Here is a 13777-nt window from a genome sequence, read left to right as displayed (position 1 = left end):
GGTTCCGACAGCGCGAGTCGTTTCCGATCGGACGGGCCGGGACGTGCCGAGGCCGCTCCTCAGTCGGCCGGCGCAGCCGTGCTCGCTCGGGTGACCAGGCTGGGGGCGATGCTGAAGCGTCGGGTGCTCGACTTCCCGGACTCGATCTGCTCGAGCAGGATCTCGACGCTCCGGACGCCCACCTCGCTGAATTCCTGGCGGATCGTGGTGAGCGGCGGTGAGTAGAACTCGGCGTCGGGAACATCGTCGAAACCGACCAGGCTGATGTCCTCGGGAACCCGCCGCCCGTGGGCGTCGAGCGCGCGCAGCACTCCGAGCGCCATGGAGTCGTTGCCTGCGAACACGGCGGTGACACCTTTTATCTGCGCGAGGACGGTGCCGGCCGCGTAGCCCGACCGGGCGGTCCAGTCCCCGTTCATCATCGGCGGCGGATCGATCCCCCGCTCCTCGTGCACCGACCGCCACCCGCTCACCCGGTCCGCGGCCTCGTACCACCCCAGAGGCCCGGCCACGTGCCACACCTCTCGGTGCCCGAGTTCCAGGAGATGCGACGTGGCGTCCCTCGCTCCGAGGACCTGGTCGACGGACACCACCGCGAGATCTCCGGCGGGCGATCCCTCGACCGCGACGAGCGGCAGTTCGCCGGCCAGCCCCGCGATGTCGCCGTTGTCGGTACGCAGTGGCGCGACCACGACCACCCCGTCGACACCCTGCTTGTGCAGACTCCGAACGCACGCGTTGATGGCGTCCTCCTCCAGCGAGGTCGGAACCCCCACCAGCACCGAGTAGCCGGCGTGCCGGGCGGCCCGCTCGACGCTGTACAGCGTCGAGACCGGTCCGTGCAGAGCAACTCCCGTCGCGACGATGCCGATGGTGCGGTTGCTTCCCGTGACCAGAGCCCGAGCCGCGATGTTGGGCCGATAGCCCAGCTGGGTGATGGCCTGCGTGACCCGCGCCCTGGTCGCGTCGGTGACATGGGGGTGACCGTTGATCACCCGCGAGACGGTCTGGTGGGACACCCCGGCAAGCTTGGCCACGTCCGTCATGGCGGGCCCTCGAATCGGCGTCACAGTCCCCCCAGTTCACTCGTCCGTCGTCCAGGATCGCAGGTTCGGCCCCGCCGCGCCGATCTACCTCGACACGGGCGGCGACGCGGTGGCTGTGGGGGCAGCTTTCGTGTCGGTGGAACCGCCCAACATCTCGGCCGGAACCGGGAGACCCATGTAAGTGGACGGTGCCGGTTTCTCGGCCTTGTCCGGTCCACCCCCGCGTCCGCTGGCGGCTCGACGCTTCGTCCAGATGTCGAAGGCGACGGCCGCGAGAAGGACGAGGCCCTTGACCAACTGGACTCGCTCACTGGGCGATCCGATGAGGGACATCCCGCTGTTGATGACGGCGATGATCAGTCCGCCGGTGAGTGCACCGACGATACGCCCGACGCCACCCTGCACGGCTGCGCCACCGATGAACGCGGCCGCGATGGCGTCGAGCTCGAATCCGTTGCCTGCGGTGGGGCCTGCCTGGTTCAGTCGGCCGGCGAAGATGATTCCCGCCAGGGCCGACAGGACACCCATGTTCACGAACAGCCAGAACGTGACCGGCTTGACCTTGATGCCGGAGAGCGATGCGGCGTGGATGTTGCCGCCGATGGCGTAGACGTGCCGGCCGAACACGGTCTTGCCCGCCAGTGTCGAGTACCCCATCACCAGTACCGCGAGGAGGATCAACACGTACGGCAGGTTCTTGAAGCGCGCCAGCTGCACGGCGATCGCCAGCACGAGAAGTCCGGCGAAGGTGAGCTTGGCGACGAACAGCGGCAACGCATCGACGACCTGGCCGTACTTCTGCCGGCCCATGCGGGTCCGCCACTGGCTGAACACGATTCCGACGATGGCAGCGATGGCGACCAGCAGCGTGAAGATGTCGGCTCCGCCCAGGGGGCCGAGGCCGACGTTGCCGAGGAATCCGGGGAGGAAGCCGTTGGACAGTGTCCGCACCGGTCCGGGGAACGGCCCGATGCCCTGGTTGCCCAGCACGATGAGGGTGACGGCGCGGAAGACGAGCATGCCGGCCAGCGTGACGATGAACGCGGGGATGCCGAAGTACGCGACCCAGTAGCCCTGCCACGCTCCGATCAGTCCGCCCACGACCAGCGTGATCAGCACTGCCAGCGGCCATGGCACGTTCTGTTGAACCATGAGGACACCCGCGATGGCGCCGGTGGCCGCGACCACCGATCCCACCGACAGGTCGATGTGGCCGGCGATGATGATCACGACCATGCCGATGGCCAGGATCAGGATGTAGGAGTTCTGCACCACCATGTTGCTGATGTTCTGCGGCACCAGAAGTTGTCCACCGGTGAGCGCGGTGAAGAGCAGGATGATCAACGCGAAGGCGATGAAAATTCCGCTCTGGCGGAGGTTTCGCGTGAGCAGCCCCCGGACGGTCGACAGCTGATTCATCGAAGTACTCCTGTTCCACGGGTCATGAGATGCATGAGAGATTCCTGCGTCGCGTCCTCCCGAGTCACCTCACCGGTGATGCGGCCTGCGGACAGCGCGTAGATCCGATCGCACAGCCCCAACAGTTCGGGCAGCTCGGACGAGATCACGAGAACGGCCTTGCCTGCATCGGCGAGGCTGTTGATGATCGAATAGATTTCGAACTTGGCGCCGACGTCGATTCCTCGCGTCGGCTCGTCGAGAATGAGCACGTCCGGATCACTGAAGATCCACTTGCTCAATACGACCTTCTGCTGGTTGCCGCCGGACAGCTTGCCGACGACGGCCTCCACGTTGGGAGCCTTGATGTTCATGCTCTTGCGGAAGCCCTCGGCAACCTCGTACTCGTGGTTGTCGTCGACGAATCCGTGTGCGACCAACTTGTCCAGGGCCGCGGTGGAGATGTTGCGCTTGATGTCGTCGATCAGATTGAGGCCGTAACGCTTGCGATCCTCGGTCGCGTACGCGAGACCGTGCTCGATCGCGTCGTTGACGGACTTGACGTGAATCTCTCTGCCGTACTTATACAACCGTCCGGAAATGTCCGTGCCGTAGCTGCGCCCGAAGACGCTCATGGCCAGTTCCGTGCGGCCGGCACCCATCAGACCGGCAAGACCGACGATCTCCCCGCGACGGAGCGTCAGATTCGCCTTGTCCACGACGGTCCGACCGTGCTGGGTGGGGCTGTGCACGGTCCAGTCCTCGATCCGCAGCACCTCCTCTCCCACCGTGGATTCGTGCGGCGGGAAGCGGTGCTCGAGATCGCGGCCGACCATGAGCGAGATGATGCGATCCTCGGTGACATCCGGGTTGCGCATGTCCAGCGTCTCGATGGTCCGACCGTCCCGGATGATCGTGGTCCGGTCGGCGATGGCCGCGATCTCGTTGAGCTTGTGCGAGATGATCACGCACGTGATGCCCTCGTCCCGCAGACCGCGCAGCAGGTCGAGGAGATGGGTGGAATCCGAGTCGTTCAGTGCTGCAGTCGGTTCGTCGAGAATCAGGAGCGTTACGTCCTTGGACAGCGCCTTGGCGATCTCCACGAGTTGCTGCTTTCCGACACCGAGGTCGTTGACGACGGTGACCGGGTTCTCCCGCAGCCCTACACGGTTCAGTAGGGCTGCGGCCTCGGAGTTGGTGCGGTTCCAGTCGATGAACCCACGCTTGGACCGCTCGTTGCCGAGGAAGATGTTCTCGGCGATGGACAGATACGGACTGAGCGCGAGTTCCTGGTGGATGATGACGATGCCCTTGGACTCGCTGCTCCGGATGTCGGAGAACTCGCAGGACTCGCCGTCGAACACGATGTCGCCGTCGAACGTGTCATGGGGATACACGCCCGACAGGACCTTCATGAGCGTGGACTTTCCTGCGCCGTTCTCGCCGCAGATCGCGTGGATCTCGCCACGCTCCACCGTCAGCGTGACATCCTGCAGCGCTTTCACACCCGGGAACGTCTTGGTGATCCCGCGCATCTCCAAGATCTGGCTCGTCATCACCGAACTCACTTCAATTGATCCTGGGTGTAGTAGCCGCCCTCGACGAGAAGCTTCTCGTAGTTGTCCTTGTAGACGATCTCGGGCTGCAGCAGGTAGGCGGGAACGACCTTCTCGCCGTTGTCGTAGTCTGTGGTGTTATTGGTCTCGGGCGTCTGGCCGTCGAGCACCGCCTGCGCCATCTGGATCGTGACCGCTGCCAACTCGCGCGTGTCCTTGTAGATGGTGGAGTACTGCTCACCGGCGATGATCGACTTGACCGACGGGACCTCGGCGTCCTGACCGGTGACGATCGGGTAAGGCTGACCGGCGGTTCCGTATCCGTTGCTCTTGAGCGCGGACAGGATTCCGATGGACAGGCCGTCGTAGGGCGAGAGCACACCCTGAACCTTCTGGCCCGACGAGTACGTCTTGGTCAGCAGGTCTTCCATGCGCTTCTGGGCGGTCGCCGGGTCCCACCGAAGGGTTGCGGCCGTCTCGAAGTCGGACTCACCGCTGCCGATCTTCAGGGTTCCCTTGTCCAGGTACGGCTTCAGGGTCTCCATGGCACCGTCGAAGAAGAACGTGGCGTTGTTGTCGTCGGGCGACCCAGCGAAGACCTCGATGTTGAACGGGCCGGCGGGGGCATCGGCCTTGTCGGTGCCGTCCTCGTTCTTCAGGCCCAGACCGACCAGCAGGGACGTGGCCTGATCGACGCCGACCTTGTAGTTGTCGAAGGTGGCGTAGTAGTCGACGTTCGGCGAGTTGCGGATGAGGCGGTCGTACGCGATGACGCCGATGCCGTTGTCCTTGGCTTCCTGCAGCTGCGTGGTGATGGCGGTGCCGTCGACGGACGCCACGATCAGCAGCTTCGCGCCCTGGGTGATTTGGTTCTCGATCTGGTTGACCTGGGTGGGGATGTCGTTCTCGGCGTACTGCAGGTCGACCTTGTAGCCCTTCGACTCGAGCGCGCTCTTGAGGTTGTCGCCGTCGGCGATCCATCGAGCGGACGACTTGGTCGGCATGGTGACACCGATCAGAGCGCCGGCCGTGTCACCGCCCGCCGAGGGGGCGACGTCGGCGGTCTTCGTGCTGGACCCGCACGCGGTCACCGTGATCGCTATCGCCACCGCGGCCGCAGCCACCGGTAGGTGTCGGAACTTCATCGTGTCTCCTCGGGTGGTGGCTGGTCGGCAGGGACGGCATTCGATTCGCCGTGCTGCGGATCATGCTGCTGTCGAGTGGTGTGAATCACACCGCTCAGCGAGTGTGAGCGATAACATCGACGATGTCAACGCGTCCTTCTAACTGGACTTTGCGACGTGTTAGCGCTAACAGGCTCCGCCAGTCGATCCGCGTTGGCACCACCCAGCTCAGACCACCGTTATGCTTCGGTGCATACAACTACCGAATCAGGACGACTCATGACTCACCCCGGATCGCACGCCTTCGACGACGGCCTCACCCTCGAGCCTCTGGGCGACGGTCGCTACCGCGGCCGGACCTCCGCGCCGTACAACAACATGGTCGGCCCCTTCGGCGGGCTCACCGCCGCGACGCTGGTCCGGGCCGTCGAGCTTCATCCCGATCGGCTGGGCGACCCGGTGACGCTGACCGTGAACTTCGCGGGGCCCATTGCCGAGGGCGAGTTCGAGATTTTCACTCGCGCCGTGCGGACGAATCGCAGCAACCAGCACTGGTACCTGGAGCTGAGCCAGGACGGCACGGTCGCCACCACCGCGACCGCGGTCTTCGGTACGCGCCGCACCACCTGGGACGCCCTCGAGTCGTCGCCGCCCGCGATGCCCGACCCCGCGGACGTCGACACGATCGACTTCCCCGAGTTCATCGCCTGGGCGAACAACTACGAGATGCGGTTCACCGCCGGTGCATTGACCGAGACGGAGTCCGCCGATTCCGTTGCGACGCTGTGGGTCCGGGACTCTCCCCCGCGCCCGATGGACTTCGCGTCCCTGACGTCGATGAGCGACATCTTCTACCCGCGGGTCTTCCAGCGGCGCGGGAAGTACGTCGCCGCCGGAACCATCTCGCTCACCGTGCACTACTTCGCGACGGCGGAGGATCTCGCGGCTCAATACGACGGGTACGTCCTCGGGACCGCGCACGCACGACGATTCCATCAGGGCTACTTCGACCAGACCGCCGAGCTGTGGAGCACCAGCGGCACTCTCCTCGCCACCGGACACCAGGTCGTCTACTACAAGGACTGATATCGGGTCCCTGCCGAGCCGCAGTGTGCACAATGTGACACAGGGCACGTAGGTCGTGCGCCTCGCGGATCGACCGGCAGGAGAGTCATGAAGAGCACCATGCAGGACACCCCGTTGTCCATCGGCCAGCTCGTTCGATACGGCACGTCGATGCACGCATCGGCGACGATCACCACGTGGAGCGAGGCGGGGCCGTCGAACATCACCTTCGCCGAGCTCGGTCGACGCGCCGCCAGACTCGCCCACGGTCTTCGAGCGCTCGGGATCGACGGGGACCAGCGCGTCGCCACCTTCATGTGGAACAACTCGCAGCACATGGAGGCCTACATGGCCGTGCCGGCCATGGGTGCCGTGCTGCACACGCTGAACATCCGCCTGTTCCCCGAGCAGCTCACGTACATCGTCGAGCACGCCGAGGACAGCGTCATCATCGCCGACGCCAGCCTGCTCCCCCTGCTGACGCCGCTCCTGCCGACCATGACGACCGTGCGGCACCTCGTCGTCGTGGGCGCCGACCCCGCACAGGTGCAGGCACCGGACCACATCGAGGTGCTGGGCTACGAGGACGTGCTCGCAGGTCACCCCGACGAGTACGACTGGCCCGAGCTCGACGAACGATCCGCTGCAGCAATGTGTTACACCTCGGGCACGACCGGTGACCCGAAGGGAGTCGTCTATTCGCACCGATCGATTTGGCTGCACTCGATGCAGGTCTGCATGACCGATGCCATGGCGCTCGCGCAGTCGGACACCGTGCTCGCCGTCGTGCCGATGTTCCACGCCATGTCCTGGGGACTGCCGTACGCCGCGCTGATGGTGGGGGCGTCGCTCATCATGCCGGACCGCTTCCTGCAGCCGGCGCCTCTGGCAGAGATGATGACGACGCTGCGACCCACCGCAGCCGCCGCTGTCCCCACCATCTGGCAGGCACTGCTCGCCCACCTCGAGGACCACCCGGCGGACCTGTCGAGCCTGCGCGACGTCACCGTGGGCGGCAGCGCGTGCCCGCCGAGCTTGATGCGGGCGTTCCACGAGAAGTACGGCGTTCCCATCTCCCAGGCGTGGGGCATGACGGAGACGTCGCCGCTCGGCACGTCCGGGCGCCCCGACGTCGGACTGTCTCCGGAGGACGAGTTCGACTTGCGTTGCACTCAGGGACGTTTCGTGTCCGCTGTCCGCGCTCGCCTGGTCGACGATTCGGGCACCGTCTTGCCGTGGGACGGCACGCACGTCGGCGAACTCGAGGTGCGCGGGCCGTGGATCACGGGCAGCTACTACCGCAGCGACGCGTCCGACAAGTTCGACGACGGGTGGCTGCGGACCGGCGATGTCGGCACCATCTCCGAGGGCGGATACCTGACGCTGACGGACCGGTCGAAGGACATCATCAAGTCCGGTGGGGAATGGATCTCGTCCGTCGAGCTCGAGAACCACGTCATGGAGCATTCCGCTGTGCGCGAGGCCGCGGTCATCGGTGTGCCCGATGAGAAGTGGGACGAGCGACCACTCGTCGCCGTCGTCGTGCGCGAGGGTCAGACCGTGACCGCGGAGGAGCTCCGCGACTTCCTCGACGGCCGAGTTGCGCACTGGCAGTTGCCGGAACGCTGGACCTTCATCGACGAGGTGCCGAAGACGAGTGTCGGCAAGTTCGACAAGAAGCGGCTGCGCGGGTCGCATGCGGATGGTGCGTTGGAGGTCGTCGAGGTCGGCTGACACGAACGTCAGACGCGGGACACGAGTACTTCCGTCGACCCGTCGAAGGCGCTTCCCGGTGAAGCTGTGGGTGGGGCGTAGTTGAAGCGGTACCGGGTCGGCTCACTCAGTCGAGTCCGCGCCCATTCCTGCGCCAAAGGCTGGACCGGGAAGGTCGAGACGATCTGGGTCTTCGAGCTCGTCACCAGTCCGTACACGACTGCGGTGGAACCGCTTCCGGGATCGGCCACGAAGACGGTGCGCATCGCGTTGACGGTGTCGACCACCTCGTCGAAGGCGAGGACGACGCGTGTGGTTCCGACCGGATCGCTGAGCGCCGGCAGGACCGTGGATGCGACGCGCTCCATCAGAGGGGTCTCAGATGCCGTCGGCTGAAGGTGAGTGGGCTCCTTGCCGAAGGCGACGGCCAGGTCGCTCGTGAGCCACCTCTGACGTTTCAGTCCGTAGGGGGTCACCACTGTCGACAGCAGATAGCCGTACGTGTGCATCAGTCCCGCATGGCCGATGGGGAAGTCGTAGACATCGGTCAGCCCTCTGTGGAGCCAGGCGAAGGTGGCCTCGTCGAACACCGGTGCCTGCACGTTGTCGTCGATCACCGTCGACGATGTCCACTGGGCCAACTGCTCGTCATCGTGCTGCGATGCCAGGACCTGCCTCACCAGCCAGGGGGCCGGTGCGCTCGGCTCGTCGAGGTCGCCCGTCGAGGTCAGAAGTTCAGCAGTCGCCGACAGGCCCGTCGATAAGTCGTCCACGTCGCTCACTCTCCACTCATGCAGCTGACCCGGCACACACCGGCGAGCGTACGGCGGCGACACGCGGCGACGCCGGCGGAGAGTCGCCGTGACACTCCACATCACCCGTGGGTACGTAGCGGGCCCTCGACAGAACGACACTACGATCCGCTGTATGCACCGACCACCGACTGATGGTTCACACGCAGCGCCGACAGAAGGCCGACGCGACGGCGGGTCCGACGGACACGTGTTCGTGGTCAAAGGGACCCTGGAATCGGTGGCCTCCGATGTCCTGATCGTCCCGGCGAGCAGCCGGTTCGTCCCGAGGCATACTTGGTGGCGCGCCCTCGGTATCGACACAGAACCGCCGGTCGCAGCGGGAACGGGCCGTGCCCGTAGGTTCCCCGACGAGGTGGGCTTCGATCGACCGGCGTGGATTCTCAATGTCGCTCATGACGGACGACCATCGGTTCCGTGGCTGATCGACGGGTTGGCCGATGCCCTGCGGAAGATCAGTGCTGACCCACCTCCGACAGGGGACGGCCGCGTAAGGCCCTTGATTGCGATGCCCACTCTCGGTGTCGGTCTCGGTGGGTACGACGGCGTCCGCGGCGCGGTCATCAAGGCCCTGCTCGAGCGGACGGCCGAGTTCGTCCGCTCGTCGGCATTCGACATCGTGATCGTCGCTGAGAACGCTGCCGACTATGCAGCCTTCCAATCCATGAGGCGCGAGGGACCGCCGCCCCAGCACTGGAGTCAGGCGGCCGAAGACTTGGCATCCGCCGTACGTCGAAATGACGTCGCGTTGTTGCTAGGCGCCGGAGTGAGCGTTCCGGCCGGACTACCCACCTGGGACCAACTGCTGTCTCAACTCAAGAGCGACACGCTACCCGACTTGGACGACACCAAGTTCGCAGAACTTAACGTCCTGGATCGGGCGCAACTACTGTCAAAAGCCAGCGGTGCAACGACTTTGGGGGCCCGGACTGCCCGGGCCATTAGCGCAGTGACACAGAAGTCGCCGACTCTAGCCCACTGTCTACTGGCATCGTTGGGCGTGGAAAGGGCTGTGACCACCAACTACGACACATTGTACGAAGATGCATACGAGTCTGCTCACGGATCCGATTCGATCTCTGTCCTGCCACGGCAGGAGGTGCACGGCGACCGTTCCTGGCTCCTGAAGTTGCACGGCGACGTGGCGGCCCCCGACAGCATCGTCCTGAGCCGCCGCGACTTCGTCCGGTACGACTCCGAGCGTCGACCGCTCGCCTCCATCGTGCAGTCGTTGATGGCCACGAACCACGTCGTCGTGATCGGCGCGTCGATGACAGATGACAACGTCCTCCGACTCGCACACGAAGTTTTGGCAATGAACGCCGTGAACAAGCACGAACGTCCTCTGGGGACGGTCGTGACGTTGCGGCCGGATCCAGTTCGGGCCGCTTTGTGGGAGGGCGACTTCCGTTTCGTATCTGCGTCGGACTCACCGGACGATGCGGTCGCTGCCCGTGACTTGGAAATCATGCTGGACCGCGTCGCGATGTATGCGAGCGACCACACGCCCTTCCTTGTCGACAGCCGATACGGCGAGCTTCTGGATATCGAGGAAAAGCAGCTGGCTCAGGATCTACGGGACATCGCCGACAGAGTCCGAGCACTCGATTCAACGAAGCGAGATCGCTGGGCGCCTTTGGGGAAAACACTGAAGTCGATGGGTGACGCTGGGCCGATGACCTGAGTCAGCTTCGAGTGCCCGACGGTGAATCGAACCGATCACGCTTTCGGTAGCAGATAATTCGTGACGTCGGCCCAGGTCTTGAAGTCGTCCGAGCCGAACGGGATCAGCTCACCCTCGAATTGATCTGCACCGTTGGCACGTCGATCATCCACCAGAAAATCTCCTCGGTTGAGATTCTTGTGATGGGAGAGGATGAGGCGCTTGTAGGCCACCGACCCGGACTCGTACCCCAAGTGCCACTGCACCCACTTGACCTTGTCGTGCCACGCCTGGGCGTTCTTCCATGGTGCAGTGGACAGGATGTAGGTGTCGAAATGTTCGGCGAGCAGGGCGTATGCGTCCAACGCACCCTTGATCGGATCCATCAGCGAGAAGATGCGCGGAACCTCGTCCAGGTCGTTCTCGAAACCCACGATCTCCGACGGATGCAACCGGTCGATCCCGGATTGGAAATCGACCAGCGTGTTGTCGAGGTCGACGTAGAGAATCTTCTTCTTTTCAGGCATGCGTCTCCCGGTGAGAAAAATGAGGGGGTTGCCGTCCGAGCGGAGGCAACATCAACATAGCAGTGGGCACCGACAACCCACGTTCCACGAGAGCAGGTGGATTCACCTGTGACTAAGTGCGTAATTGCACCGAGTTTCATGCGCCGAAAAAGTGAGGTCCGCGCTCTGGAGGCATGCATGGACTCGTCGCCGAGCGTCATAAACAGTACGAGTGGTATGAATGGGCGTCCTCACACAGCCGAGCGAGAAGCGAGCCATGGACGAGAAGACACCGCCGCGCCACGACACGCTGATGTCTACGTTCGTCGTCGTGTCCATCGTCGCGGTCGGGATCGTCGTCGCCGGTGTGACCTCCCCGCCGGAGGAACCGGAGCTGACGGTGCAGCCGGTGACTCCGGTCGAGACGACTGCTACCCCAGTGATGCCCGACGTCGATCTAGTGACGCCCGACGTCGAGTACCCGACGACCATTCCGGGCTGCAACACGGTGGATCCCCCTGTGGACGCGCGCTATTTCAGCGTGGTGAGCGGAGGAGAGTCGTCCTACGACAATCCGGCAGCTCCATGGTTCTCCGGTCCGAAAGCGCACCTCATGTCGAAGGCGCTTCTCAGTGCTCTGCCGGCGGATCTCAGTATGGGCCAGAGCAGGCTTCCCTACTTCGAACCGATCCCGGTGTACGAGAACGTGCCCGAAGAAGAGCAGTTCGATACCACCTCGGCACTGCTCGATGTCGTGCAGGGAGACCGGTCCGGATACATCGGCGTCGGCGTTTCTCGCCGAACCGAGGGCATCCCTCCATGCGTCGCGGGCGCGTTGGACAAACGTGAGTCGCTCAGCGATGGCACCGTGGTGGACACCCGGGACACGTGGCAGGAAGTCGACGGTGCTCGGACCTCCATGCGGAGCGCCAGCGTCTACCGCACGGACGGATCGTGGATCCATGCCTACGCGTCGGCGCCAGGTACTGAGGACGCCTTGCCGATCTCGATCGACTCGTTGGTCCGCATCGCGACCGACCCAGCGTTCGTGACGTCCACACCCGCGCCTCCGGGGACGCCGGGCAACATCTCCGAATGCACGTCGTACCCGGGCACCGACGGAGTCGCAACCGACTTCACCGCGCACGTCGTGGATTCCCTGAACGCGGCACTGGCCCGAGCGGACGCCGGCGCTCTCGCCCCGGTTCCACCCCTGGGAGCCTTACATTCCAGCCCGTACGGTGACGGAGTCTGTCAGGTCGTGAACAGCGCTGCCGGCCGATTAACCGTCACCGTCGGGAGCCCGGTGCGGCCGGAGCTACTGCAGGAAGAACCGCAGGTGCTCAGTCCCATCCCGATCGAGACCGGCACGGTGGTGTCGATCACCACCGCGTCGGGCCTGGGCATCACACTCGCCACCGAGAACCCCTGGGACACCGCGGAGCTCGAGCGCATCGCCCGCACCCCGGAGTTGATCTCCCAATGATGCACACACGTCTGATCATCGCGGGAACCGTCGCCGCCGTCTCTGTCGCAGCCGCCGTCGTGGTGGTCACTCAGGACCGAACGACGACCATCAAGCGCATCACCGACGCGTCTGCGTCGGCACCGGGGGTTGCGTGGACCCTGGACGCGGCGGACAGCGGACTCGACGGCGCCCGTTTCGCCGACCCGCGAGCGGGGTCGATGTATCCCTACGCCGCGGGGTCGATTCGAATCGATGACCACCTCCTGACCATCGCCGCTGTCGTGGACCCGGAAGGACCCTCGACGGAGGCGCGACTGATGTCGATCGACATCGTGTCGGGCGCACTCGAGTGGTCGGTGCCGGCGACGGATCTGCAGTCGTGTGCGGAACAGCCCATCGACGATCGATTGGTCTGCATCACACCGAGTTACGCAGAGGATCCCACCCTCCGCACCTTCGATCTCGCGACCGGTGAGTCCACGGACCACGGGGACACGTCGGACACGTTCGCCATGACAGTCTCGGACGGACACGTCTATACGACCAGTGGCAACTTGGAAGACGCCGACGTCACCGTGCATCGCGGAACGGTGGACGATCTGTCCGCCGACTGGACAGCTCCTCTGCAAGCGTGGGCCGGTTGGGAGGACCAGTATGCGGATCAGCTCACGGTCGCCGACGGGACCGGGCACTTCGATGTCGGCGGAGGCTTCTCGACATTCGATCCTGAGACGGGCGAGCAGATCTGGGCCTCCGATGTCCTCGACGATTGCCTCTCCGGCAGCTATCGGACGCTCGGCGATGTCTCGGTCGGGTCTCGGCTGGACTGCGATTCCTACGAGCCACTGGGCGGTATCGCCTACTCGCGCACAGGAGAGATTCTTGCTCAGTCGGCGAGCGACGTGTCGACCTACTTGATTATCGACGAGCCGACGGACGCATCCGTGCCGTTTGTTCTCAGCGACACCGCCTACGACCGGACGACCGGCGAGAAGCGTTGGAGCAGCGACCAGCTCATCATCGACCGTCCCGCAGACGAATACAACGAAGCAAGCACGTACGGCGCCTTGCAATCGGTGATCGGAGATGTCGGAGTGCTGTCCGGCGAGCGGTCCACGATCGGACTCGACATGCTCACCGGTGACCAGCTGTGGGAGGCAAAGTCCTTCTCGCCGGTCGGAACAGACGGTGACGTGATGATCGCAGTGCGCGAGAGCGATCTCGTGGCCGTCGATCTGCACTCGGGCGACGAGGTCTGGACCGCGCCCCTGGAGAACGTCAGGGAGGGCGAGCGTCTGAGCCCCGAAACTATGGTCGGTGGAGAGGGCGGCGCTCAGATCCTGCAGTCAGGATCGGAGATCGTCAGTCTGGTCCGTCTTCCGAGCTGACTCGGCTCGCCGGTTGCGATGCGGCCGTATCCAACCTT

11 protein-coding genes are annotated in these 13777 nt (G+C 64.7%); 5 read left to right on the top strand and 6 right to left on the bottom strand.

The genetic code is table 11. The features are described from left to right. Positions 1-59: 59 nt before the first annotated feature. The 4 genes from HQ312_RS14985 to chvE form a co-directional block, all read right to left on the bottom strand. Positions 60-1046 carry a LacI family DNA-binding transcriptional regulator gene (locus HQ312_RS14985; RefSeq protein ID WP_261775752.1) on the bottom strand — a complete coding sequence of 329 codons (987 nt, stop codon included), beginning with the start codon at positions 1044-1046 and terminating at the stop codon, positions 60-62. Between the two features lie 84 nt (positions 1047-1130). Further along, positions 1131-2465, bottom strand: coding sequence for a multiple monosaccharide ABC transporter permease (mmsB, locus tag HQ312_RS14980; protein ID WP_222639089.1), 1335 nt, complete (start codon positions 2463-2465; stop codon positions 1131-1133). Further along, positions 2462-4000 carry a multiple monosaccharide ABC transporter ATP-binding protein gene (gene mmsA / locus HQ312_RS14975; protein WP_222639088.1) on the bottom strand — a complete coding sequence of 513 codons (1539 nt, stop codon included), beginning with the start codon at positions 3998-4000 and terminating at the stop codon, positions 2462-2464. Before mmsA ends, mmsB begins: the two co-directional genes overlap by 4 nt. A gap of 8 nt (positions 4001-4008) precedes the next feature. After that, entirely contained in the window at positions 4009-5145 is a 1137-nt protein-coding gene (gene chvE, locus HQ312_RS14970) for a multiple monosaccharide ABC transporter substrate-binding protein (RefSeq protein ID WP_027504865.1), read from the bottom strand. Between the two features lie 258 nt (positions 5146-5403). On the opposite strand from chvE, the gene HQ312_RS14965 reads away from it, so the two are divergent. Both HQ312_RS14965 and HQ312_RS14960 read left to right on the top strand, forming a co-directional pair. Next, a complete protein-coding gene (locus HQ312_RS14965) occupies positions 5404-6210 on the top strand; it encodes an acyl-CoA thioesterase II (protein ID WP_222639087.1) in 807 nt (268 codons plus the stop codon). 87 nt (positions 6211-6297) lie between these two features. Further along, positions 6298-7923 (top strand): long-chain fatty acid--CoA ligase, encoded by a 1626-nt coding sequence (locus tag HQ312_RS14960; protein ID WP_222639086.1) that lies wholly within the window; start codon positions 6298-6300, stop codon positions 7921-7923. A gap of 8 nt (positions 7924-7931) precedes the next feature. Here HQ312_RS14960 and HQ312_RS14955 read toward each other — a convergent pair whose 3' ends face one another. After that, complete coding sequence (locus tag HQ312_RS14955) at positions 7932-8675, bottom strand: hypothetical protein (RefSeq protein ID WP_222639085.1); 744 nt, start codon at positions 8673-8675, stop codon at positions 7932-7934. A 259-nt stretch (positions 8676-8934) separates the two neighbouring features. On the opposite strand from HQ312_RS14955, the gene HQ312_RS14950 reads away from it, so the two are divergent. After that, positions 8935-10398: an SIR2 family protein gene (locus HQ312_RS14950; RefSeq protein ID WP_222639084.1), complete on the top strand. Its 1464-nt coding sequence runs from the start codon at positions 8935-8937 to the stop codon at positions 10396-10398. Between the two features lie 35 nt (positions 10399-10433). On the opposite strand, the gene HQ312_RS14945 is transcribed toward HQ312_RS14950, so the two are convergent. After that, positions 10434-10904, bottom strand: a complete 471-nt coding sequence (locus HQ312_RS14945) for a hypothetical protein (RefSeq protein WP_222639083.1) — start codon at positions 10902-10904, stop codon at positions 10434-10436. A 256-nt stretch (positions 10905-11160) separates the two neighbouring features. Here HQ312_RS14945 and HQ312_RS14940 point away from each other — a divergent pair, with 256 nt between their 5' ends. Both HQ312_RS14940 and HQ312_RS14935 read left to right on the top strand, forming a co-directional pair. After that, positions 11161-12369, top strand: coding sequence for a hypothetical protein (locus HQ312_RS14940; RefSeq protein ID WP_222639082.1), 1209 nt, complete (start codon positions 11161-11163; stop codon positions 12367-12369). Further along, positions 12366-13739, top strand: coding sequence for a PQQ-binding-like beta-propeller repeat protein (locus tag HQ312_RS14935; RefSeq protein WP_222639081.1), 1374 nt, complete (start codon positions 12366-12368; stop codon positions 13737-13739). The genes HQ312_RS14940 and HQ312_RS14935 overlap by 4 nt, the downstream gene beginning before the upstream one ends. The last annotated feature ends 38 nt before the right edge of the window (positions 13740-13777 follow it).

Source organism: Rhodococcus sp. BP-316, assembly GCF_019836105.1.
Classification (GTDB): domain Bacteria; phylum Actinomycetota; class Actinomycetes; order Mycobacteriales; family Mycobacteriaceae; genus Rhodococcoides.
The sequence above is the reverse complement of the archived record's forward strand: the minus strand, read 5'-3'. Positions and strand labels throughout refer to the sequence as shown.

What these genes read in the sequence shown, in the direction of transcription:
- HQ312_RS14985 (WP_261775752.1), bottom strand. Translation starts at nt 1,046, where the DNA reads ATGACGGACGTGGCCAAGCTTGCCGGGGTGTCCCACCAGACCGTCTCG.
- mmsB (WP_222639089.1), bottom strand. Translation starts at nt 2,465, where the DNA reads ATGAATCAGCTGTCGACCGTCCGGGGGCTGCTCACGCGAAACCTCCGC.
- mmsA (WP_222639088.1), bottom strand. Translation starts at nt 4,000, where the DNA reads ATGACGAGCCAGATCTTGGAGATGCGCGGGATCACCAAGACGTTCCCG.
- chvE (WP_027504865.1), bottom strand. Translation starts at nt 5,145, where the DNA reads ATGAAGTTCCGACACCTACCGGTGGCTGCGGCCGCGGTGGCGATAGCG.
- HQ312_RS14965 (WP_222639087.1), top strand. Translation starts at nt 5,404, where the DNA reads ATGACTCACCCCGGATCGCACGCCTTCGACGACGGCCTCACCCTCGAG.
- HQ312_RS14960 (WP_222639086.1), top strand. Translation starts at nt 6,298, where the DNA reads ATGAAGAGCACCATGCAGGACACCCCGTTGTCCATCGGCCAGCTCGTT.
- HQ312_RS14945 (WP_222639083.1), bottom strand. Translation starts at nt 10,904, where the DNA reads ATGCCTGAAAAGAAGAAGATTCTCTACGTCGACCTCGACAACACGCTG.
- HQ312_RS14940 (WP_222639082.1), top strand. Translation starts at nt 11,161, where the DNA reads ATGGACGAGAAGACACCGCCGCGCCACGACACGCTGATGTCTACGTTC.
- HQ312_RS14935 (WP_222639081.1), top strand. Translation starts at nt 12,366, where the DNA reads ATGATGCACACACGTCTGATCATCGCGGGAACCGTCGCCGCCGTCTCT.